A 22,097-nucleotide genomic window follows, 5' to 3' on the forward strand; every position below is an offset into this window, starting at 1 on the left:
CGCCTGGCTCGCCACGATGCCGGCCTCGCGCACCTTCTCGTAGCGGGCGTCGAGGATGAGGTAGGCAAAGGGCTCTTGCAGCGGCCGCTCGGCAAAGGCCTTCAGGCTCTCGTCGAGCCGCTTGTTGATGGCCGAGATCGACGAGGCCGAGAAGGCATGGCCGCACAGCTCTTCCGTGATCGCCTTCACCTTGCGAGTCGACACGCCCTGAACATACATCTCCGCAAGCGTCGCCACCAAGGCGCGCTCGGAACGCTGGTAACGTTCGAACAGTTCGGTCGAGAAGCGGCCGGCCCGGTCTTGCGGAACACGCAGCTCAAGCTTGCCGACCCGCGTGACAAGGGTGCGGCCGTAATAGCCCGAGCGATAGCCCAGCCGCTCCGGCGTGCGCTCGCTCTTCGAAGCACCCAGCGCCTCGTCCATCTCGGCCTCGAGCACCTCCTGCATCACCGCACGGATCACTTCGTGCAGCCCATCCGGGTTCGAAAGCAGAATGTCTTTGACGGCAGCGCTGGCGGATTTACCTTCTGTCTTGGTCATGGTGGCGTTCCTTCGCGGGAATCAGGTGACGTTGAACATCACCAGCCTGCCATGACCGCCCTCTCTCAGCGAATTTGCAGAACTCTCAGCACACTACCCCTGAATCCAATGTCGCGGATCGAAGTTACCAGGCGCCGCTTACGGGAACCCATGCGATGCTTCTTGCCCGGGATGATGCAATTTCGACGGCTGTTTTGGCCGGCAGAGGCGCAGACGCGGAAATCTTTGGAGTGATCGATCTCACCAGCAAAACTGAAGCCCCCATCGGCGCTATCAGCTTAGGGCGCGCCATCCAGTTCGTCGCCAACGCGTCGGTGCTTGGATACGATGTTCGCGGTGCAATGGTCCTATATGGGGAACCAGGGACGTCAAGCTTGAGGGTGTGGGACTGCGAACACCTTTGGGCGCAATACGGTGGCGCACTTCTCCAACCATAATGCAAGACGGCCCGGGGACCGGGTATAACTCCCTGGCGCCTCCGTACGCCGTGAATGGCATAATCACGCCGGTTAGCTCGGATCGATCAGCCACCCATTTTCTTTGCCATTGCGCAGAATTGCGCATGCGACTTGTTAAGCGTGGTATCGCCGCAGTCTTTCAACACGGCCTTCTGTTCATCGGGCTTCATGGACATCCAAGCGGTCTTGAAATCCTTCTCCGCCCTCCAGCTGACTGCCATTTTTGCCAAAGTACCAAGAAATTGACATAAATTAGTAATCTCTAATACACAATACACTCCTATTTTATGTGGCAGTAGCACATGTGCTGGAGAGTTCGAGCCGGTAAATCCGGTTCGGCCTCAATAGGGGGTACAGATTGCGAACGCACGCAGCTGTCGCTGGACGCAAGCCGAAGACGGCGGCGGCGCAGAGGATTGGAGCTCACTCGGGGCATTGGTTGCGTGCTGTGCTTCAGGCCCCTTCTTTCTTCAGGTGCCAGTGATGGCCGATGGTGGGCCGACTCATAGTGAACCGGAGACGAGTTCTTGGACCGGCCGCAACAGGCGTCTCGATCCATCGCGCCTGCCGGAGCTGGTGAGCTATACCACGCGCGACAACTATGGCGACGTGACCTTCACGCTCAACCAGCGTGGGGTGGTGGTCCGCCGCACGCAGGATTCCAGCAGCGTGCCGGCAATCATTGCCCTTCCCGCCAAGACTTTCCGAGGCGTGGCTGCCTGCGCGATGGAGGATCCGGATGGAAGATTCACAGCGGAGCTCAAGCTTCTGCACAATGATCCCATGCTGACGGTGCCGCTGCTGGTGTCCGACGACCTCGAACTTGTTGCCGCCGACTGGCGTGCCTGGGCCGAGGCCTACCGACTACCCATGCTTCTGCTTGGCGCCAACGGCATTGCCCGAACGCTTGAGGAGACGCTCGGTCCTAACGTCAACGCGCCCTCACCCCAGCGACCGCAACATGGGCCGCGGCTCGACCAAGCGCCCAGGCTTTCCAAAGCCGGCCTGATGAACAAACTGACATCACTAGAGCATAGTGGTCGATTGGTGGATCGGAAGTGACGTGACACGTTCTCGTGTTCACTTGGTCTGCAGGGTCGATCCAGCTCAGGGAACGGGTAGTTGTCAATCCTCCCACTGCGTCGGAGTCATGCAAGCAGGCTCGCGGTGCGCAGCCATCAGTTCGGACCGTCCCGAACCCAAATAGGGCTTCAAACTGAGTTTTAGTCTGAACTGGGGCACAAGCCGGACCGGCAACTTCGAGGTGCGGATTTTCAGAAGCAGCCCTTCAGGTCTCATCGGGGCATAGACGTGATCTCGAGTCCGAGCCTTCAGGCGGGAAACAGGAAAGCAGAGGCGGGATCGAAGAAGACCTGCCCTCGCGAGGCTGCGTCGATGCCAGCTGGTTCGGCCGCATCCGACGTTGGCCTGACATCGATCTCGCCGCCGCCGGCAGTGCGCACCACGATGCGCTTGCGGTCGCCGAAGAAGGCGGTGTCGACGATCTCCACGGCGAGCGCGGCGCATGCCGGCCCGGGCGTAAGCCGGAAGGCTTCGGGGCGCACCATCAGACGGGCCTTCTGGCCGCGATCGAAGGCCTGCGTCGTCTTCACGCCGCTCACGACCGAACCGTCGGCCAGGCGCACGGTCGAGGCGCCATTCGCGGTTTCCAGATGCTCGGCGGGCAGGAAATTCGAGTTGCCGATGAAGCCGGCGACGAACTCACTGGCCGGCCTGAGATAAAGATCCTCGCCGGTGCCGATCTGCTCGATGCGCCCTTCCTTGAACAGGGCGATGCGGTCCGACAGATGGAGCGCCTCTTCCTGGTCGTGGGTGACATAGAGGATGGTGACGCCGGTCTCGCGGTGGATGCGGCGGATCTCGGCCTGGATCTCCTGGCGCAGTTTCTTGTCGAGCGCCGACAGCGGCTCGTCCATCAAGAGGATCGGCGGATCATAGGCGAGCGCGCGGGCAAGCGCCACGCGCTGCTGCTGGCCGCCCGACAGCGCGCCGGGATAGCGGCCGGCGAAATTCTCCAGCCGCACCAGCGCCAGCATGTCGGCGATTTTCTTTTTCACTTCGGCGTCGGGGCGGCCGCGTACGCGCAGCGGGAAGGCGACGTTTTCGGCAACGCTCAGATGCGGAAAAAGCGTGTAGCGCTGGAAGACCATGCCGATGTTGCGCTTGTGCGACGGCACAGAAAGCAGCGACTTGTCCTCCAGCAGGACGTCGCCGGAGCTCGGGTCCTGGAAACCGGCGATCGCGTAGAGCGTCGTCGACTTGCCGGAGCCGGACGGCCCGAGGAAGGTCAGGAATTCGCCCTTGGGCACATCGATGGTGACATCGTGGACGGCGACGAAGGCGCCGAACGTCTTCCTCACCGCGCGTATGGACAGGAATGGCCGGGTCATCTCGATAATTTTCTGCGAAGGAGTGCGGTCACGATCATCAGGCACAAGGTCAGGCCGACGAGCAGGCTGGAGGCGGCGGCGACGACCGGGCTGAGGTCGGCGCGCAAACTGCCCCAGATCTTCACCGGCAAGGTTTGCAAGGTCGGGCTCGCCATGAAAATCGCCACCACGACCTCGTCCCATGAGGCGAGGAAGGAAAAGATCGCCGCCGAGAAGATGCCGATCCGGATCGAGGGCAAGGTGATCCGCAGCCGGGCCTGAAGCGGGCTGTTGATCGATCTGCGGACAGTGCTCGTGGAAGCCCTGGAGCGGCCGATTCCCGTGTCGCCATGCCTGGTGCCGCGCGACCTGAGCAAGAGCAACGCCGTGATGCTGATCAAGAGCCCTAGCGATATGAACCTGCGCGTGACCGATACCGAAACTGAGCGTTAGCATTCATAGGGATGAGCAAAGAAATGGCCCAGGCCGGTATGCCGTGGGCGCGGTTTCGAAAAAAAGCGAGCCGGTGTCGCAAAGAAAATCCAGATTCCCCTGACCCTGTCCCGGAAAAGCGAGTTAGTTTTTCAGCGCCTGCGAGAGGAGACGAGCCCGTCTCTTCCCGCTTTGGCCATGCTCGATCTCGATCCGATGACAATCAGGGCATGCCAACTGCTGGCTGACATTCTGGTGGTGCAGGGTTCATGTTGAACTCCGCACATTCTGACGCTATGCTACGTCAGTACAGATGGCAACGGGATCAGGATGGCTGCGGCATGGGGCTCACCCAATATGCGGATAATGGCGTTTTCGCGCCGCGCCGGATCGCGGAAGCGTTGCGGACGACGAGCGAGGAGATTGCTCGCACGGCCGGACTGGGCAAGGACGCGATCCAGCGCAAGGATCGGGTCCGGTCGGACAAGACGCAGCGGCGCCTGCGCGAGATGATCGAGGTGATCAACAAGGTCGAGCCGCGCTTCGGTTCGGCACTGATGGCCTATGCCTGGTATCGCTCGGAGCCGCTGCCAGGGTTTTCCGGTCAGACGGCGATGCAGCTTGTGCGCAGCGGCCGGGCCGACGACGTGCTCGACTATATCGATGCAGTCGATGCCGGCGTGCACGCCTGACCGCTCGCATGCGGTATGAGGGCAAACTCTATCGGGCCCTGAACCCCCTTTATGCCCGCGAGCCGCTGTCGGGGCGTGGCGCGGAGCTCTATGGCGGCCGGTTCAATCCCAAGGGCGTGCCGGCGCTCTACACATCCCTCTCTGTCATGACGGCGCTGCGGGAGGCCAACCAGGTCGGCAACCTGCAGCCGACCACGCTCGTCTCCTACGACGCTAATCTCGACAAGGTTTTTGATTGCCGAGACGCGGCAGCGGTTGCCGCCGAAGGAATGGATGGCGCGGCGCTTGGAGACATGGCATGGCGCGATCAGATGAAGGCAAGCGGCGAGGCGAAGACGCAGGCCTTTGCGCGGCGCCTGCTCGGCACCGGATATGACGGCCTGCTCGTTCGAAGCTTTGCCGCGGGTTCGACCGCCGAGGACATGAACCTCGTTCTGTGGAGATGGGCCGACATTCCGCCGGCCCGACTTGTCCTGATCGACGACGAGCACCGCCTGTCGCGATAGAGGGTCACGGCTAATGATGTGCCAAAAAAAATGGGCCGGCAAACGCCGGCCCATAAAGTCTCGGAGGTCAAATGCCTCCAGAGGGGAACAGCCGGTGCGGCGGCACTGGGAGGAGAAGACCGCCATGTGCATCAGCTGCGTGCAGAATGCCTGCGTTTTGATCAGCCGCAAACCGACTATTGTGCAATGCAGCCATGCGTGTGTTGCATTGCATTCAAAGTTTGGTCGCTATGAGCAGGTCTTGTTGTCACGCCGCTTGCGCGGCCGATGCTGCGTCGTTCCGCCCCTCCGATGCCAGGGCATCGTCGACTTCCGCAAGTTGGTGGCGCTTGTCGGCCAGTTCGGCGGCAAAGGCGAATTCGCCGCCGTCGCGGGCCTGGTAGGAGGCGAACCGCCGCCGGGCGTCGGCGAGACGCCGCCGATAGCGTTCCCGCTCCTCCCCGAAACCGGACAGCGGATGCTCCAATCTCGCGACGGCGCCGAGCGGCGTCACCGTCACCGGCAGCTCGATCTCATGATCGGCTCCGGTGAGCAGGAACATGGTGGTGTAGCGATAACCCTCTTGCTGCGCGCTTCGCTGAGCATCAACGCCACCGGCGTCAACGCCGACCAGGTTGCCGGCATCAACATCGTGCGTCGTGCACTGCAGGCTCCGGCCGCCAGATCGCGGCCAACGCCGGTGCGGAAGCTTCGATCGTTGCCGGCAATATCGAGAACGAGGGCGCGACCTTCGGCTACAACGCCCAGACCGGCGAATATGGCGACATGATCGTCATGGGTATCGTTGATCCGGTCAAGGTCGTGCGCACGGCCCTCCAGGACGCGGCCTCGGTCGCCGGCCTGCTCGTCACCACCGAAGCCATGATCGCCGAAGCGCCGAAGAAGGACTCGGCTGGCGGCGGCGGCATGGGCGGCGGCGGCATGGAGTTCTAAGAGACGAATGATCCCGAAAAATTGCAGACTTTTCGGACCAGATCATTCGCAAAGAGAAACTCATAATGCACGCTCATCAACTAAATATTGCTCAAGCCCGCAAGCGGGCTTGAGTGGCGGCATGGATTTCTAAGAAGTCCATAAAGCACGCGTAACTTCGCAAATCTTACGAGAAGGGCGGCAGCGAAGCCGCCCTTTCCTGTTCGCAGCGATTCACGCGGGAGCGAGCCCGCTCGAAAAAACGGGCTCCTGCTTTTTTGCCGCAATGACCGCAGCTGCAATCGGCTGCCCTGCCACGGCCGGCAGTCCTTCACGAATAGCTTAGCGGCCTGCTTCCGGAGCCGACCCGACAAACACCGACGGCGCCCGCACGCTCTTTGCGGCTCTGGTCATGGCAACCCGAATTTTGCGGGGTCAAGCTTGTTTGCAACAACGACATATGAGAGTTGTGCGGCACTGAGACTGGTCTCAGGACTTTCTATTATCGGTAAAAAACATCTGAGGGTGCCGTAAGTAATGCAGGATATCGCTTCGTGGGTCTCACTGAGCGACTATTGGGTCGAGTACCGCCCAGCTAAACGGGGTGTTTACGTTTATTGAATCGGTTTAAAACGGCGTTTAGGTATCTCTGTTACAGGAATGATTGGAGGGGGCCATGAAACAGTCAAAAAACTTGGACAATTTGAAGTTTGTCCAAGCAATGTTGAGAGAGATTCGTCAGACGGTGCATGCTGACGGGGAAAGGCTGCTGACCTATTTGGTCGACATGGCTTACCTGGAGGCCAGCGATCGAATTAGAGCGAACTGGGCCTTGCGAGACAATGGCAAGTCTGATGCGTAACAGGTGCGAGGAAGCCGACCTATGGAGACCTTCAAGGTTGAGGAGATGGATGGGCCAAAAGCAGTCCGTAGCGTGTCAGTCGAGGCACAAAGCCATGTGCACGCGGTCATGAAAGCGATACCGCGACCGCTCCAGCTTGATCGAGGACCTGGTAGGCTGTGGATACGAGTAACTGACGCAAGTCGTAGTTCTCGAGAGTTCTATTATGGAGACTAACCGATCCGCCTCGGTCTCTGTCAGGTCGCTTGATATCGTTGCTATTGTGGGCGGCCTGATTTCGTCCGGAGTAGCGGCAATTTACGACCTGTTCGAACGCTGGAAATCTGGCCGGACCGGAGACCAGACGTGTTTGTTCTGGGTTGTCGTAACCGCCGTCGCGATAGCATTGGCCTTTTGGTGGAAAGTGTAGTGCCGTAGATCGGCGGATCGGCAACATCCATCGACGGCCTTGCACTCTGCGGATTGCCAATGGCGGAGAGGCGTGCAATTCGAACCGCTCTGGCACCTCCCGCTACACTGCGGAACCTTCCAGCCCGCAACGGCACCGGCTGGCTGGGCCAACCCTGCCGCCCCACTCCACCCACCCTCTCCGGCTGCTCGGGGTCGCCCCGCGCAGTTCGTGGAGGAGGCCGCCGACAAGATCAATTACGGCCTGTACCTGGTCCCCAACGGCCAATCTGGGGTTGTCTTGGCTGTAGGGCTAGTTGTACTGTTTGCCAGAGCCATCACTTACCTAGTAAGTTCGTGCGAGATCACCATGCTGAAGCCATTGCTCGATCCCGACGTCGCCGACGTGGCGCCGACCTCTTCCGTCCTTACAGGCTACGCTGAGGAGCGACTGCTCACCTATATTCGCCTTCTCGACGCCGCTGCCGAGGATGCTGACTGGCGCGAGGTGGCCAGGATCGTCTTGCACATCAATCCTGAGAAGGAGCCGGAGCGAGCATTCAGGGCACGGGAAACGCACCTTGCACGCGCTCGATGGATGACCACGAATGGCTATCGTTACCTTCTTGCGGTGGTGCTCCGCACTGATCCTCGAGCGGCGGCCGAACTATGAAAATCAGAACGTTGGTCCCTACGCGAGCCCGGCCGAGAAATCCTCACACGGCAACAGCAGACACGCCTCACCCCGCCCCGTTTTGCCTTTAAGGCGCATTTACGCATGCACGACAATGCGCGTGAAGTCAGAGCTTCAGGCGGATCATCTGGTAGGAATAGGGTGGAAGCGCCAAGCTCAGCCTGCTGCCCGCCACCGAGGCGCCGGTCCCGTTCCTGGGCCTGACATTGTTGGGGTTCCCGGCCGAATTGACGGCTTTCATATCCGCGTGCGTTATCGCCTGGTAATCAACGATGTCAGCCGCGCCGAAGCCCGTAATGTCGATCACGGTTTCGATTTCCTCGCTCGGAGTACGCCTCCGGCGAAGGCCGCCTTGCGCGAGCATGGCACGGAAGCGAGGCTGCGCTCTTAAGGTCGTCCTTACGAGCGTAATTAGCAGCACAGCATGAGCCAGATGACGATATTGACCGGGCCCGAACGCCGTCGTCGTTGGAGTGAAGAGGATCAGTGCCGGATACTGGCCGCAGCATTCGCGCCGGGGGCCACAGTGGCGGCGGTGGCGCGTCAGTACGATGTCGCGACCAGCCTGATCTATAAGTGGCGCCGCACGTTAAGAGCCCGGGAAACGGGCTTTGCCGAAGTTGTCGTGGTTCGTGATGAGCCTGCCGCCGCTTCGGTGCCGGCGCCACCAGCCGTGATCGAACTGGAGATCGCCGGTAAGGTGCGGCTGCGGATTCCGCTGACCACGCCGCCGACCCTGGCGGCGGCGATGGTGAAGGCGCTGGGCGTTTCATGATCCCGGTTCCGAGCCAGGTGCGGATCTGGTTGGCGGTCGGCCGGACCGATATGCGTCGTGGGATGCAAGGCCTCGCTCTGCAGGTCCAGGAGACGTTGGGCCGGGATCCGCATGCCGGCGATCTATATGTCTTCCGCGGCCGCAACGGCAATCTGATCAAGATTATCTGGCATGATGGGCTCGGCATGTCGCTGTATGCAAAACGGCTCGAGAAGGGCCGGTTTCTATGGCCGTCGCCGGCGGACGGCACGGTTTCCATATCACCGGCGCAGCTCGCCTACATGCTCGACGGGATCGATTGGCGCAACCCGCGCCACACGTTCCGCCCGCAGCGCGCGGGCTGAGTTTTTCTTTGATTTTGCGCCATTTTCCGCGAGTCAGCGGACGCGTTTTATGATTCACTCCAGGGCATGGTTGCCACCGCCCAGGATGCTGTTCCGGACGATATCGGCGCGCTGAGAGCAGCGCTGAGCGCGGCGCTGGCCAGAGCCGAAGACGGGGCCGCGCGCGCTGCGCTGGTCGAGGCCGAACTGGCGGTCGCCAGGGCCAGGGCATCGGATGATGCGGCGCTGATCGCACATCAGGACCTCACGATCCGGAAGCTGCAGCGGGCGCTGCATGGTCAGAGTTCTGAACGTTCCGCCCGCCTGCACGACCAGATGGAGCTCACCTTCGAGGAACTCGAGAGCACGGCGACGGAAGACGAGATCGCCGCCGAACAAGCCGCGGCCCGGACCACCGAGGTGGCGCCTTACGTGCGCAGACGACCGGCGCGCCAGCCATTTCCCGAGCATCTGCCACGCGAGCGCGTGGTCGAGCCGGCGCCGACCGCTTGCGACTGCTGCGGCGGTCACCGGCTGCGCAAGCTGGGTGAGGACATCACCGAGACGCTGGAGGTGGTGCCGCGGCAATGGAAGGTGATCCAACACGTGCGGGAGAAGTTCACCTGCCGCGACTGCGAGGCGATCAGCCAGGCTCCGGCGCCGTTCCACGCCACCCCACGCGGCTGGGCCGGTCCCGGCCTACTGGCGATGATCCTGTTCGAGAAGTTCGGCCAGCATCAGCCGCTCAACCGCCAGGCTGAACGCTATGCCCGCGAAGGCGTGCCGCTCAGCCTGTCGACGCTCGCCGACCAGGTCGGCGCCGGCGCCGCGGCGCTGATGCCGCTGTTCAAGCGGCTCGAAGCCCATGTGCTGGCCGCTTCACGTCTGCACGGCGACGACACGACGGTGCCAGTCCTGGCCAAGGGCAAGACCGATACCGGCCGATTATGGACCTATGTGCGCGATGACCGACCGTTCGGCGGCGCCGATCCGCCGGCGGCAGTGTTCTACTATTCCCGCGATCGCCGAGGGGAACATCCCGCGGCGCATCTCGCCGGCTGGAGCGGCATTCTGCAGGCCGATGCCTTTGGCGGTTATGGCGATCTCTATGCGTCGGGTCGTCAGCCGGCGCCTGTTCTGGAAGCTAGCTGCTGGGCCCACAGCCGGCGCAAAGTGTTCGAGCTGGCCGATATCGAAGCGGCGGCGCGCAAGAAGGCGCGCGGCGACAAGCCCAACCTGGTCTATCCGCTAGCGGTTGAAGCCGTGAAGCGCATCGATGCCTTGTTCGATATCGAGCGCGCGATCAACGGCATGTCGCCGGGCCAACGCCACGCCGTGCGCCAGGAGCGGAGCGCGCCACTGATCACCGAGCTCAAGCGCTGGATGATCGAGACGCGCGACAAGCTCTCGCGCGGACACGATCTGACCAAGGCCTTCAACTACATGCTGCGCCGCTGGTCATCCTTCACCCGGTTCCTCAACGATGGGCGGATTTGCCTATCGAACAATGCAGCCGAGCGAGCCCTGCGCGGCATCGCTCTCGGCAGAAAGTCCTGGCTGTTCTGCGGTTCCGATCGCGGCGGACAGCGCGCTGCCATTCTCTACAGCCTGATCGTCAGCGCCAAGATGAACGATATCGACCCGCAGTCGTGGCTCGCCGACGTCCTCGCCCGACTGGCCGCCTATCCGGCCCATCGGATCGATGATTTGCTGCCGTGGAATTGGAGATCCGCAAAACTGCGGACCCAACCAGCGGCGGCCTGATCATGCAGCGCAATAAGGTGCATCACGTCTACACCGTTGACCGTGTCGCCAGGGACCTCGGCGTCAGCGAAGAACTCATCCAGGAACTGACGCTCGGTCTCGAGCCCGAGGACGGCGTCATCTGGGTCTACAGCGCCAACGATGACGACGGGATCTTGGCCTTCAACGATGAAGGCATCGAGAAGGTCGAACTCCTCCTCGAAGAATGTCATCGCGTCTCCCCATCAAAAGCTTGACCTCAGCACCGCGGTGTTCAGGTGCTCATGGCCGCGGATACGCACGTCTGCGGTCTTCACCGGATGGGTACCGCTCGGATGACGATTGACGGCAAAGAAGGTGACATGTCCGGTTTGCGTGTCATGCACGCCGGCCACGTCGACATAAGAAACCTCGCCGGCGACGGTGGAGCTGTAACTCGGGCTGTCCACCTTGAGATCCAGCGCATTGCCGCGGCCATAGGTCGAGGCATAGAGATAAGGATAGAAGATCGTCTGGCGCCAAGCCGGGCCATTGGGAACGGTCATGATCGGCGCGATGACATTGACCAGTTGCGCTAGGCACGCGATCTTGACCACGTCGGAACGACGGATGAAGGTGTTGAGGATCAGGCCGACCTGCAGCACGTCCTCGAAATTGTAGATGTCCTCGAGCAATGGCGGGGCGAAGGGCCAGCCGTCATTGCCGCCAAGGATCTTATTGTTCTGCTCCGTGGAATGGTACCAGACGTTCCATTCGTCGAACGAGATGTAGACCTGCTTCTCGGAACGCTTCTTGGCCTTGATATAGTCGATGACGCCGGCGACCGAGACGATGTAATCGTCGAGCTTCGCGTTCATGGCGAGATAGTTCGGCGCGTCGTTGGCTGCGTTGTTGAAATACATGTGCAGCGAGATGTAATCCACCTCGTTATAGGTGTGGTCGAGAACGGTCGCTTCCCATTCGGGGTAGGTCGGCATCTTGGCATGTGACGAGCCGCAGACCACGAGTTCGAGGGACGTGGAGAAGGCGCGCATCGCCTTGGCGGTCTCGTGGGCCAGGCGGCCATACTCGTCGGCGGTTTTGTGGCCGATTTGCCAGGGGCCGTCCATTTCGTTGCCAAGACACCAGAGCTTGACGTCAAAAGGCTCCTTGCGACCGTTGGCGATGCGCTTGTCGCTCCACTCGCTGCCGCCGGGATGATTGGTGTATTCCAGAAGGTTGCGGGCTTCGTCGAGCCCACGCGAGCCGAGATTGACGGCAAGCATCATCTCGGTCTTGGCCGAGGCGCACCAGTCGGCAAATTCATGCAGGCCGACTTCGTTGCTCTCCGACGTGTGCCAGGCCAGGTCAAGGCGCACCGGGCGCTCTTCCTTGGGGCCGACGCCGTCTTCCCAATTGTAAGCGGACACGAAATTGCCGCCGGGATAGCGCACGATCGGAACATTGAGTTCCCTGACGAGATCGATGACGTCCTGACGCATGCCGTTATCATCCGCTGTCGCGTGAGCGGGCTCATAGATACCGGTGTAGACCGCCCGCCCCAGGTGTTCGATGAAGGATCCGTAGAGCCTCGGATCTATTTTCGAGACAACATAGCGCGGATGCGCCGTAACAGCCGTCTTCATGCGTTTCCTCGTATAGTATAAATGATGATTTAAATCATCTTGTTCGATATAAAAGGGAAGCATAGGCCTGCACAGCCGCGCGCTAAACTAGATCGGGCGCGCCGGACCGCGCCCGATGCGGACGCGGTCCCGCCGCTTCTCACCTTTCCCTCAGCCAGACCAGCATCTCGCCGGATCGCGGTTATCCCAGGCAAAATAGGGAACCGCTTTGAGCTTCTTCTCCTCGGTCGCCGGCGGTTCGGAGCGGTAGAGATCTCTGCCCCAGTTTTCAGCCCCTGCCCTGCTGCCGATGGCCGAAAGCGTGACAAGGCCGCCGAGCAGGTTCGGCTCGGGATGCGCCTCGAGCGTGGCCGTCCGCGGCAAGGCAATGCGGTGCAGCTCACAGCCATTGTCGGTTTCCTTGGACGGTGCCGAGATCTGGGTCCGATGCTTAGGATCGATTCAAACTTGTGGATCACGCTAAGAGAGAGTCCGTGCGCCCATTCGACTTTCTTCGTGCGACATCACTGTCGGTGACGGGTTGCGGATCACACTGCATCAGTCGTGCCAAAGGAGAACCCCTTTAATTACGACGGGGTCCACCGGAACCGCTACGTCGGATGTCCAACATTTCGTTGAACTTCGCACAATCCCGCTCAGTGTGCTTTCATGTTCCTGCTGTACTGTGCCAGTGTATGCGAGCCAAACCTGCCACGACATTTCCCTCGCCCAATCCCCGATAACGTCCTCTCCCCGTGATTCGCGCATGCCCAGCTCGCCGACGAGGTTGAGCGCGCCCCTGGTCGTCACCCTCAGCTCTTTTTCTGTCATTTTGCTCGAGACCACCAGCCGGGTCAGGACGTAGTCGATGAGCCGCGGCAGCTTCGAGTTGCCGCGGCTGTCCCTGGTCCGGCGCAGCATTTGTTCCCGTGCGAGCGCCAGTCCATCGTGTTCCTTGAGGCCGAGCGCCGCGGCTCCCGCAACCGCATCGGGGAACGCAAACAGCCGCGTCGTCCTGGCGCTATGGCGCCGGCGTTCGCGCCAATGCCACGCAAGCCGACGTCCTCTAATTATCCAGCGGCGAAAGTTTGTGCGGAAATCCCACTGGAGTGAAGCTGCAAGTGCGGAAATCCGCACAAAGCAATTTGGGCGAAACTGCCGAAGTCAAAGAAAAATGGCGTTATCGCTGGGTTTCTCGGATTGGCACGCCTGTTGCACCAAAGATTGCGGCCGCGTTCGCCCGGAGCGCCGCGATGGGAGAAGCCAAGCCAAGCCGGAGAACCCGGCCCCGATCCGGCTAGGGAGAGAAAGATGTTAGTTATACCAGTCCGCGGCGCGAATGCCGCGACCCGAAATCTTCTCTATGCCCAACCTTACGGGCAGGTGCCTGCGGCACTTGGTCATGTCAATCCGGAGACCGGCAAGATCCTGACGTCGTTCGACGACATCTCCTGTACGCGTGAGGGCTGCATCGATATTTCAGGATCTATGTTTTGACGAGGCTATTTTCCCGCCTGACAATGCTCACGGCCTTTCTCCCCTTGATGACAGCCTGCATGACCGTTGGTGCCGATTATCAGAAGCCCGCGGTACTTTCGCAATCCAAATGGAATAGCAAGGCGGGTACCAAAACCCCTCGGCTTGGCGACTGGTGGAAGGAACTCAACGATCCCGTCCTCGATCAATTGATCTTAGATGGCATTGCCGCAAATCCCGATGTGGCAACGGCGAAGGCAAAGGTCCGACAAGCAAGGGCCAACTATGCATCTGCGGGGGGCGCCATGTATCCTTCGCTGGATGGCATCGCCTCTGATCGCAGTTTGACGAATGGGTCGACCCAAGCGAGCCTAGGATTCAACACCCAATGGGAGCTCGATCTGTTCGGCGCCAAAGGCCGAGGCGTTGAAGCCGCCTATTACACCGCGGAAGCGGCAGGTGAACGCCTTCGCGGAGCGCTCGTCACCCTGATCGGCGACGTCGCAAGCAGCTACGCGAAGCTGCGTGGCGTGCAGGCAGGTATAGCCAACGCGCAGCGCAACGCGGCATCGCAGCGCCAGACGGTCGAGCTGACGCGCACCCGGCTTCGGGCCGGTCATATATCGCAACTCGACCTTCTCAGTGCCGAAACTCAAACGGCGTCCACGCAAGCTCTGATCCCGGTTCTGCGGATCAACTATTCGATGGAGCTCAACAACCTTTCTGTTCTGACGGGTCGGTCCTCGTCATGTCTTGCCGCCATGCTCGACAAAACTCGCGCCATCCCCCACGTGCCGCGCAATGTCGCGGCCGGATTGCCCGCCGATCTGCTCTTGAGCAGGCCGGATGTTCGCGCGGCCGAACGTGAATATGCCGCCTCGACAGCCAGCATTGGTCAGAAACAGGCGGCTCTTTATCCAAGTATCTCATTAAGTGGCAATATGAATGTGGGCGGAGCGAATTTCGGCGATCTGGCCCGGCTGTCAACGATTGGGTGGAGTTTCGGTCCGAGCCTTAGCGTGCCAATTTTCAATGCTGGCAGGCTGAATGCCGATGTTCAAGCTGCCAGAGCCGCTCGCGATCAATCATTCATCGCCTACCGCAAGGCCATCTTGACGGCGCTGAGCGAGGTTGAAAACGCCAGCGTATCGCTCAATCAGAACCGCCTGCGCATTACGCTTCAACAGCGGATCGTGAGCAACAGCCGCAAGATCAACGAACTGACGCTCGAACAATATAGGGCTGGCGCAAAGAGTTTCATCGATGTGCTGACTGCACAAAGAGACCTCTTGGCCGCGGAGACGAGCCTTGCAGAAGCCAGAACGGATGTTGTCGTCAGTTATGTCGATTTGCAGAAAGCGCTAGGGGGCGGCTGGACCGGTCGCATCAATGCCAGCAAACCGGAAGTCGTTGACGGCTACACCGGACCGCATTTCGTAAAGCCAGCTATCCCGGCCTTGCCGGCAACACAAACGAGGCCATCATGAAAGCCAGGTCGAGACGTCGTTTCCGTCTTTGGCTCGCCATTATGGCGGCGTCGACGATTGGTCTCTATTTCGTTGGTCGTCAGTGGGCGACAGACGCACCGCTTCCGAGCATGACCATTATCCGGCATGGCGATATAGAAACCGCAGTGCTCGCGACAGGGACCCTGAAACCGAAAAGACTGATTGCCATCGGTGCGCAGGCAACAGGCCGGATTTTGTCTCTCCATGTGAAACCGGGACAACAGGTCAAGGCGGATGATCTCGTGGCGCTCATCGACTCCGAAAAGCAACAGAACCAGCTCAAAAAGGCTCAAGCCACCTTGGTGCAACATCAGGCCAGCCGCGATGAGAATATCGCGAAGCTGGAACTGGCACGACAGGACTTTGCCCGCGCCCAGGTGATGATGGCCAAAAATGCAATTGCTAGTTCTGAATATGACAAGGCCCTCGCCACATTGAAGTCGAAGCAAGCACAGCTCGCCATCAGCGAAGCAGTCATCGCCGTCTCGACGATCGAGGTGCAAATCGCCGAGGGCGACCTCGCCCATACGCGCATTACCGCCCCTATCGATGGGACGATCCTCATCACGCTGGTCCAGGAAGGCCAGACCCTCAACGCGCAGCAAAGCGTGCCGACGGTGGCTATTCTGGGCCAGCTGGATACGATGGTTGTCGAGGTAGACATTTCAGAGGTGGACATGACGCAAGTCCATGAGGGACTGCCGCTTTATTTCACCGTTTCGGGCCAGAATTCAATGCCCTACGCAGCGACGCTCGAACGAATTGAACTCGCGCCGGATTCCATCGTCAATGACAAGAGCTTCAGATCAAGCAACGGCATCAGCGAGGCGCCCCCCTCTGCCGTCTACTACAAGGGTATATTCAACGTTCCAAATCCTGACGGATTTTTGAAAACCTATATGACGGCCGAAGTCCATATGATTCTTGCCAAAGCCACAAACGTCCTTTTGGCTCCCATCTCTGCAGTGCGACGATCGGATACGCCCAACAAGGCGACCGTTCGTGTTGATGTCGGTGGCACGATAGAGGAAAGAACAGTCGAAACCGGCATTACCGACAAGATCAACATCGAAATCCGTTCGACCTTGAGGGATGGCGACAAGATTGTAACCGACAATCAAGCGCCCACTCCCACAGCGGCCGACATTTGACATGAGCCAAGCCCCTCTGCTCGTGCTCAAAGGTGTGACCCGGCGGTATCGGTCGGGTGACGAGTTTACGACGGCTCTTCATCATGTCGATCTCGCAATTCATCGCGCAGAGATGGTGGCCATCGTGGGCGCCTCCGGCTCGGGCAAATCCACTTTGATGAATATTCTCGGATGTCTCGACCGCCCCTCCGAGGGGGACTATCTGATCTCGGGACGCTCGACCTCGCAGCTTCACGCCGACGAACTGGCCCAACTGCGGCGTGAGCATTTTGGCTTCATTTTCCAGCGTTATCATCTTTTGAACGAACTGGACGCGGTCAGCAATGTTGAGCTTCCGGCTATTTACGCTGGGCAGAACCGTGACGATCGACGCCAAAAGGCTGAAGTCATTTTGCGGCGACTCGGCATGGGCGGGCGGGTGCATCACCGGCCGAGCCAGCTGTCAGGCGGGCAGCAGCAACGCGTTTCAATTGCGCGCGCCCTGATTAATAATGCCGATGTCATTCTCGCTGACGAGCCGACTGGAGCCCTCGACAGCCAAAGTGGTGAAGACGTCCTCAGCACTCTTCAGGATCTGAACCGCGAGGGTCACACGATCATTATCGTCACCCATGACCGAAACGTTGCGGCGCGTGCTCATCGTATCATTGAGATGAAGGACGGTGAGATCATTGCTGATACGCGAAATGACGGTGCCGGCGGTGGCCGTGCGAGCAATGATGACGTGCTGGACAGAAGACTAGAAAAGCTAACCTTTTTCAATCGGATGAGCGACCGCTTTAACGAGGCCTTTACCATGGCTTTGCGTTCCATGAATGCTCATCGCATGCGAACATTCCTGACCATGTTAGGCATTATCATCGGTACGGCATCGGTGGTCAGCGTGGTGGCGCTGGGCCAGGGCTCCCAGAAACAAATTCTCGATCAGATCAGAGATCTGGGCGCCAATACGCTCTACATCACACCGGACTATGCGGCACAGATCAGCACACTTACGCTAGGCGATTCGACGGAGTTTGCGAAGCTGCCTTATGTGGTGGCGGCCTCGCCTTGGAGTTCGATCTCGACGGCGGTGCAGGTGGGCGACAAGGAAGTCACCGTGGTAGCGAACGGCATTGGCCATCAATACTTTAGCACGCGCAACATCAAGCTTCTGGAGGGACGGTTCTTCGATAAGCGGGGCGTCGACGATGTCGCGCAGGATGCAGTTATTGACGAGAATGCGAAAAAGGCCCTGTTTCCGCGTGAAGATGGTTCGCTCATCGGCAAGATCCTGCTTCTGATAAACGTGCCTGTGCGTATCATCGGTGTCATCAAGGCCCAGCAACCCGACGGAGCAGCGCAAGACCCCCAGGTGTTCCTGCCATATACGACTGTGCAAACGCGGATGACGGGATCCCGTTTGCTGCAAGCCATCTTGGTGCGCGTCGACGAAACAACGGACGCAGCCGAAGCGGAGAAGATGGCCACGGCATTCTTGACGAAGCGTCACGGCAAGCTTGATTTCCTCATCTTCAATTCGGGCAGCTGGCAGAAAACGACCCAGGCGGCCACGGCAGGCCTTAACCTGCTCGTCGCCTGCATCGCCGGTATATCCCTATTCGTCGGCGGTATTGGAGTGATGAATATTATGCTCGTGGCCGTCTCTGAGAGAATCAACGAGATCGGCGTGCGCATGGCAATCGGCGCACGGCAGAGCGACATCCTGCAACAATTCCTCATTGAAGCTGTGCTGGTCTGCTTGATCGGTGGCTTGCTCGGTGTATTGACTGCCGCTGGGTTCGGCGTCCTGTTTGCTCAATTCAGCACCACGTTTCCGCTGATCTACTCGCCAGCCTCCATTGTCGCGGCGCTGCTGTGTTCGAGCTTGATTGGCATAGGCTTCGGCTTTATCCCCGCCCGCAATGCATCAAGGCTCGATCCTATCGTGGCGCTGGCACGCGACTAAACTGCCCGCCTTTCTCACGAGTCTGCTCAGCCGAGAGACGGGGTGATCGGAAGGGTTTAGGGATCTTATGCGCCCTCAGCCCATCCGTTCCGACCCGTAGGAGCCTAGGCTCGCCGGAAAGACGACCGTTCGGTTGCCGTTCAAGAAAACGCAGTGATGGATATGGGCGTGGATAGCGCGTGCCAGAAGCTGGCTTTCGACATCGCGGCCGATCGAGACATAGTCGTCGCCGCTCTGCGCATGGGTGATGCGGACGGTATCCTGCTCGATGATCGGACCCTCGTCGAGATCGGCGGTGACATAATGCGCCGTGGCTCCGATCAGCTTCACCCCCCGCTCATAGAACTCGCATGATATGAAGCGACTTGAACATCGTTTCATCGAACACCTCCCTGAGCGCCTGGAGTCAGCCGTCCTCTATGTTTCGATGGAATATGCAACATCGGCCCATAGCTGTTGCTGCGGTGCGGCGAGGATCGTCACGCCTTTTCACGCGCGACGGTGAGACTGTTGCGCTTCGACCATCGATCGGCAATTGAACGCTGAAGTGGCGGTCGCACTATGTGATCGACCGGGGCAATGATTGAAGCAAGCCCCTGGTGTGGCGAGCAGGTCGAGCCGAGCGTCGCGCTCCTCAAATCCAAGCCAAGGCTCCAGTGCTCCGCAAGCTCCTGCCTGCTCCAATTCCGGTCCATCGGCGCCCCCGAGACATGTACGTTGAGCGTGGCCGCGTTCTGGCGCGTCTTCGTCCCTTCCTGTCGTAACCGTTCGCCGGGGCGAGCCGATCGGCCAACAGGGCGGGGGGCGACCGAAGCGCACGCCCTAGCCTTCGCGGCAGCCCGGCCGGCGTCAGCATGAATGTTGAACTGTGCGGTTTTGGCCATGTCGCGCCGACCTTATGGATCAGTACCGCCGTCAGCGCGCCCGAGACGGTGCCCTGGTCGGCGACGGCCACGAACAACTGCAGTTGGCGGATGGTGAAAGCCATGGCCGGACACGGGCGCGTGCGGGAAAGAAAGCGGACAGCGTCTACCTTCCTGCCGGCCTGGCGCGACGCCAACGGGAGCGCAATGCGATGAGGAACGCGACTTCCAGCGCAAGCACGATGGCCATGATGCGAAACGCCACCGTGAGCAGATCATGGACGCCGTCGCGCATCGCATAGCCGGCAAGAAGGAAGCCGGCGTTCCACAGCATCGCGCCAAGCAGGGTGGTCAAAGCGAACGGCAAGGCCGGCAGCCGCAGCGCGCCGGCGGCGATCGGCAGATAATTCCGCACCGTCGGCACGAACTGCGCCAGCAGCGAGGCCCGGATGTGATTGCGGCGATAGGCGCCGGAGAAACGCAGATAGGTCTCATGGCGCAGGAAGAAATAGCGGCCGAAGCGCCCGACCAGGGCGTCGGCGCGTACCGGACCCAGCCGGCCGCCCAGAGCGAACCAGAACAGGCAGCCGACCGTCGAAGCCAGTGTCGTGACCGCCAACAGGGCGCCGAGTGCGGCAATATCAGACGCCTTGGTCATGCCGAGAAAGAGCAGCAGCACATGCGACGGCGGCACGGGCAGGATCTTTTCGGTGAAGGCTAGACAAGCGGCGCCGAACAGGCCAAGCCCCAGCACCGCCGACAGGAGATCGGTCATGAGAAACGCCAGTCATAGGTGCTGAGGCTCTTGATCCTGGCGATCCGATGGACCGTCGCCGGCGGGAAGTTGCGGAAGGTCCCGCCGATGCAGACCGCCTCCAGGTCGAGGGCTCCAAGATCTTTCAGCGTTTGGCCGAGCGCGCCCTCGATCAAGGGGGCGTCTTCGGGATGAGGAGCCAGCTTACGACGGCGCCCAATCCTGGGAGGGAGCTCCCCAGTGAGTTCCACTCGCGACGGGAGGGCCCATGGTGCAACCTTTTTCAGGTGCGTAACAATAATAGAGCGGCCACCAGCCCTCAGATAGTCCTGCACATCAGCGACAAAAGAAGCATGGCCAGGTGAATCGTGGTTAAACCGGTCGAATATGGGCCTCCGATTTTCCTGGCGCAGCCAGCGGCTAAGATGGTGCAGATCGCTTCCCAATTCCTGGACTGCCCGCTGGTGCATCTTTTCGCGGGCCACGTTCTTGAAGGTGGAGACGAGTTCCTCGTCCTCGGGAAAGGGCTCGGAACGGCCACGCTTTGCGCCCGCGCGGACCTTTTTGTTCACCGCAAACTCCGGTTGGCTATTCGAACCTGGGCCGGGTCCGTGTGCCGCCGCCTCCGACGTTTGGTGGCAAGGGATGAAGTCGTCACGCAGATCGGGCAACGACGGCACCGGCCGTGAAACGTCGAGCAGTGTGCTTTGGGGCCGTCCAGCGCTCTCCTCAGACGAACCAGGCTGCAATTGGTTCAACTGCTGCTCAAAGTCCGCTTGCGGACTCGCGGCGTCCGCCTGTTGCGCTACGTTGGTGCCGGTATTCTGCCACGCGAAGCCTGGCGGGTTCAACTGCCGAGGATTGAACCGAGAACCATCCATATCATTCTCCATTCGAAAATATAGGCTGCTCGCAAGTCTGCGCAGACAGGCTCAGATCCAAATCTCAATGGTGAACGGATTGCGAGCTCGGACGACAACGAAAGCTATCGCCACCAGCTTTCGAGAAGCTGACCAGTCAGGAAAAACACGCGCGTCCACCGGCCCCTATTTCGGACCCTCCGGCGAATCTGAAGCGTGGTAACTCCAGTCTCCTCGGTCGGGCCCGAATGGACAACCTCCCGAAAGCTCACGGCTAGTGGAGCGGCGCCTGTGGCACGGGCGTGTTGATCGGGCGATCCGCGGGCTGGAGTGGCTTCTGGCGAGACTTAAGCAGTCGCCGGTAGAAGACGAATTCTCGATCGCGCGTCTTCACAGCCTTGGCTCGCAGCTCCTGACCTATATCCGTTCGAACAGCGGTGCGATCGTCAACTATGGAAAACGCTATCGGGCCGGCCGTCGTGTCGCAACCACGCTCGCTGAGTCAGCGGTGAATTCGCTTGTCGGCAAGCGGATGGTCAAGAAGCAACAAATGCGTGGTCGCTACGCGGCGCCCGTATGCTGATGCAAGTCCGCACCGCCGAACTGAACGGTGAGCTTCGCGATTGCGTGCGGGCGTCGTTCCGACAAGCAGGGCCGAACGTGCCCCTTTGTTCAAGCCCAAACCAACCCTCCTGCAACATAACCTGGACTAATTACTGGTCTCGCCGAACGTGCCGTTTTCGAAAATCCCAATCAAAGCCTCGTCAGTCGGTTTTGCAGCGCCTGCCGATCGGCGATGAGCCCGTCGAGGTGCAGCGGCTCGTGGTCCGGGCGCTGCCCATCCACCAATTGTTTAACCAGCGCCCGCGTGCCGTCCACCACAAAGACGCCGCAATCGTAATCGTTCGGCTGTCGAGGTATGCGGGCCGGCGCCAAGGTGGCACCAAGCCGTCGTGCCAGCTGTGTTGCAGGCGCGTTGTTGTATCTCCCCCGCTGGAGGGAATCGTAGTGATAGGCGACCGGTCTTTCCGGGTTGCGGCGATCGACCAGCAGCAGCGACCAATGGGTGCCGGCGCGAGTAGGCGTGCCATTGTTCACGGGCAGGAACAGGAAGTCGGCTGGGATGTCGTTTCGATTATAGATGGACTGCAATGTGTCTTGCGCGTCTCGCAGCTCCATGTGGCGCAGGAGATGGGATACTGACGGATCCACCAGCCGT

Annotated in this window: 23 protein-coding genes and 5 pseudogenes; 16 read left to right on the forward strand and 12 right to left on the reverse strand. The window is 60.4% G+C overall.

The genetic code is table 11. The features are described from left to right. The coding region (locus YU3_RS0132515; RefSeq protein WP_027170121.1) for an IS256 family transposase at positions 1-540 on the reverse strand (540 nt) is incomplete at its 3' end. Between the two features lie 941 nt (positions 541-1,481). Here YU3_RS0132515 and YU3_RS38010 point away from each other — a divergent pair. Continuing rightward, positions 1,482-2,060: a DUF6101 family protein gene (locus YU3_RS38010; RefSeq protein ID WP_245273728.1), complete on the forward strand. Its 579-nt coding sequence runs from the start codon at positions 1,482-1,484 to the stop codon at positions 2,058-2,060. Positions 2,061-2,329: 269 nt separating this feature from the next. Here YU3_RS38010 and YU3_RS0132535 read toward each other — a convergent pair whose 3' ends face one another. Next, complete coding sequence (locus YU3_RS0132535; RefSeq protein ID WP_027170102.1) at positions 2,330-3,409, reverse strand: ABC transporter ATP-binding protein; 1,080 nt, start codon at positions 3,407-3,409, stop codon at positions 2,330-2,332. Then, positions 3,406-3,678: pseudogene (locus tag YU3_RS39985) on the reverse strand (ABC transporter permease subunit); the annotation flags it as partial. The pseudogene YU3_RS39985 and the gene YU3_RS0132535, both read right to left, overlap by 4 nt. A 1-nt stretch (position 3,679) precedes the next feature. On the opposite strand from YU3_RS39985, the gene YU3_RS41435 reads away from it, so the two are divergent. From YU3_RS41435 to YU3_RS0132555, 3 genes are all read left to right on the forward strand, one after another. Next, on the forward strand, positions 3,680-3,841 hold the full coding sequence (locus YU3_RS41435) for a hypothetical protein (protein ID WP_198021760.1): 162 nt from the start codon (positions 3,680-3,682) through the stop codon (positions 3,839-3,841). A 320-nt stretch (positions 3,842-4,161) separates the two neighbouring features. After that, entirely contained in the window at positions 4,162-4,512 is a 351-nt protein-coding gene (locus tag YU3_RS0132550) for an MbcA/ParS/Xre antitoxin family protein (RefSeq protein ID WP_027170104.1), read from the forward strand. An 8-nt stretch (positions 4,513-4,520) separates the two neighbouring features. Next, positions 4,521-5,018: an RES family NAD+ phosphorylase gene (locus YU3_RS0132555; RefSeq protein WP_027170105.1), complete on the forward strand. Its 498-nt coding sequence runs from the start codon at positions 4,521-4,523 to the stop codon at positions 5,016-5,018. A gap of 247 nt (positions 5,019-5,265) precedes the next feature. Here YU3_RS0132555 and YU3_RS0132560 read toward each other — a convergent pair. Then, a pseudogene (locus tag YU3_RS0132560) lies at positions 5,266-5,583 on the reverse strand (hypothetical protein); the annotation flags it as partial. Between YU3_RS0132560 and YU3_RS39990 the strand changes: the two are divergent. From YU3_RS39990 to YU3_RS38025, 3 genes and pseudogenes are all read left to right on the forward strand, one after another. Next, positions 5,560-5,951: pseudogene (locus YU3_RS39990) on the forward strand (TCP-1/cpn60 chaperonin family protein); the annotation flags it as partial. The pseudogenes YU3_RS0132560 and YU3_RS39990 sit on opposite strands and share 24 nt — an antisense overlap. Positions 5,952-6,606: 655 nt before the next feature. After that, positions 6,607-6,792 (forward strand): hypothetical protein, encoded by a 186-nt coding sequence (locus YU3_RS38015; RefSeq protein ID WP_036260079.1) that lies wholly within the window; start codon positions 6,607-6,609, stop codon positions 6,790-6,792. 757 nt (positions 6,793-7,549) lie between these two features. Beyond that, complete coding sequence (locus tag YU3_RS38025; RefSeq protein ID WP_051334188.1) at positions 7,550-7,852, forward strand: DUF2285 domain-containing protein; 303 nt, start codon at positions 7,550-7,552, stop codon at positions 7,850-7,852. A gap of 127 nt (positions 7,853-7,979) precedes the next feature. Here YU3_RS38025 and YU3_RS0132580 read toward each other — a convergent pair whose 3' ends face one another. After that, positions 7,980-8,294: an alpha-L-arabinofuranosidase C-terminal domain-containing protein gene (locus tag YU3_RS0132580; protein WP_348631203.1), complete on the reverse strand. Its 315-nt coding sequence runs from the start codon at positions 8,292-8,294 to the stop codon at positions 7,980-7,982. 3 nt (positions 8,295-8,297) lie between these two features. Between YU3_RS0132580 and YU3_RS38030 the strand changes: the two genes are divergently transcribed. The 4 genes from YU3_RS38030 to YU3_RS0132600 all read left to right on the forward strand — a co-directional run bounded on the left by YU3_RS38030 (position 8,298) and on the right by YU3_RS0132600 (position 10,971). Continuing rightward, positions 8,298-8,648: a transposase gene (locus YU3_RS38030; protein WP_036260084.1), complete on the forward strand. Its 351-nt coding sequence runs from the start codon at positions 8,298-8,300 to the stop codon at positions 8,646-8,648. Then, complete coding sequence (gene tnpB / locus YU3_RS0132590) at positions 8,645-8,992, forward strand: IS66 family insertion sequence element accessory protein TnpB (protein WP_023680870.1); 348 nt, start codon at positions 8,645-8,647, stop codon at positions 8,990-8,992. Before YU3_RS38030 ends, tnpB begins: the two co-directional genes overlap by 4 nt. 66 nt (positions 8,993-9,058) lie before the next feature. Continuing rightward, a complete protein-coding gene (locus YU3_RS0132595; RefSeq protein WP_027170109.1) occupies positions 9,059-10,735 on the forward strand; it encodes an IS66 family transposase in 1,677 nt (558 codons plus the stop codon). Between the two features lie 2 nt (positions 10,736-10,737). Next, positions 10,738-10,971, forward strand: a complete 234-nt coding sequence (locus YU3_RS0132600; protein WP_036260093.1) for a hypothetical protein — start codon at positions 10,738-10,740, stop codon at positions 10,969-10,971. Here the strand turns inward: YU3_RS0132600 and YU3_RS38035 are convergent. The 3 genes and pseudogenes from YU3_RS38035 to YU3_RS42315 all read right to left on the reverse strand — a co-directional run. After that, positions 10,960-12,339, reverse strand: a complete 1,380-nt coding sequence (locus YU3_RS38035; RefSeq protein WP_280798756.1) for an alpha-N-arabinofuranosidase — start codon at positions 12,337-12,339, stop codon at positions 10,960-10,962. The genes YU3_RS0132600 and YU3_RS38035 overlap by 12 nt on opposite strands. A 150-nt stretch (positions 12,340-12,489) precedes the next feature. After that, entirely contained in the window at positions 12,490-12,702 is a 213-nt protein-coding gene (locus YU3_RS0132610; protein WP_027170111.1) for a hypothetical protein, read from the reverse strand. Between the two features lie 283 nt (positions 12,703-12,985). Then, positions 12,986-13,356 (reverse strand): annotated as a pseudogene (locus YU3_RS42315) (helix-turn-helix domain-containing protein); the annotation flags it as partial. 273 nt (positions 13,357-13,629) lie between these two features. Here YU3_RS42315 and YU3_RS41025 point away from each other — a divergent pair. The 4 genes from YU3_RS41025 to YU3_RS0132630 are packed head-to-tail and all read left to right on the forward strand — an operon-like array spanning position 13,630 to position 18,401. Next, positions 13,630-13,815 (forward strand): hypothetical protein, encoded by a 186-nt coding sequence (locus YU3_RS41025; protein ID WP_156913679.1) that lies wholly within the window; start codon positions 13,630-13,632, stop codon positions 13,813-13,815. Between the two features lie 47 nt (positions 13,816-13,862). Continuing rightward, positions 13,863-15,281, forward strand: a complete 1,419-nt coding sequence (locus YU3_RS0132620) for an efflux transporter outer membrane subunit (protein WP_280798760.1) — start codon at positions 13,863-13,865, stop codon at positions 15,279-15,281. Next, the gene (locus YU3_RS0132625) at positions 15,278-16,453 is read left to right on the forward strand and encodes an efflux RND transporter periplasmic adaptor subunit (protein ID WP_027170114.1); all 1,176 of its coding nucleotides are present in this window, start codon (positions 15,278-15,280) and stop codon (positions 16,451-16,453) included. The genes YU3_RS0132620 and YU3_RS0132625 overlap by 4 nt, the downstream gene beginning before the upstream one ends. A gap of 1 nt (position 16,454) precedes the next feature. Next, positions 16,455-18,401 carry a MacB family efflux pump subunit gene (locus YU3_RS0132630; protein ID WP_027170115.1) on the forward strand — a complete coding sequence of 649 codons (1,947 nt, stop codon included), beginning with the start codon at positions 16,455-16,457 and terminating at the stop codon, positions 18,399-18,401. A gap of 75 nt (positions 18,402-18,476) precedes the next feature. Here YU3_RS0132630 and YU3_RS0132635 read toward each other — a convergent pair. From YU3_RS0132635 to YU3_RS41935, 3 genes and pseudogenes are all read right to left on the reverse strand, one after another. Beyond that, positions 18,477-18,743: pseudogene (locus tag YU3_RS0132635) on the reverse strand (formyltransferase family protein); the annotation flags it as partial. A gap of 687 nt (positions 18,744-19,430) precedes the next feature. Further along, positions 19,431-20,039: a DedA family protein gene (locus YU3_RS0132640; protein WP_027170117.1), complete on the reverse strand. Its 609-nt coding sequence runs from the start codon at positions 20,037-20,039 to the stop codon at positions 19,431-19,433. After that, the gene (locus YU3_RS41935; protein WP_027170118.1) at positions 20,036-20,899 is read right to left on the reverse strand and encodes a hypothetical protein; all 864 of its coding nucleotides are present in this window, start codon (positions 20,897-20,899) and stop codon (positions 20,036-20,038) included. The genes YU3_RS0132640 and YU3_RS41935 overlap by 4 nt, the downstream gene beginning before the upstream one ends. Before the next feature lie 256 nt (positions 20,900-21,155). Between YU3_RS41935 and YU3_RS0132650 the strand changes: the two genes are divergently transcribed. After that, positions 21,156-21,461, forward strand: a complete 306-nt coding sequence (locus tag YU3_RS0132650) for a hypothetical protein (protein WP_027170119.1) — start codon at positions 21,156-21,158, stop codon at positions 21,459-21,461. Between the two features lie 170 nt (positions 21,462-21,631). Here YU3_RS0132650 and YU3_RS40000 read toward each other — a convergent pair. Beyond that, on the reverse strand, positions 21,632-22,097 hold a 466-nt coding region (locus YU3_RS40000), incomplete at its 5' end, for a Ulp1 family isopeptidase (protein ID WP_027170120.1).

Origin of the sequence: Mesorhizobium sp. WSM3224, assembly GCF_000427725.1 — a bacterium.
In the GTDB taxonomy this organism is placed as follows: Bacteria; Pseudomonadota; Alphaproteobacteria; order Rhizobiales; family Rhizobiaceae; genus Mesorhizobium.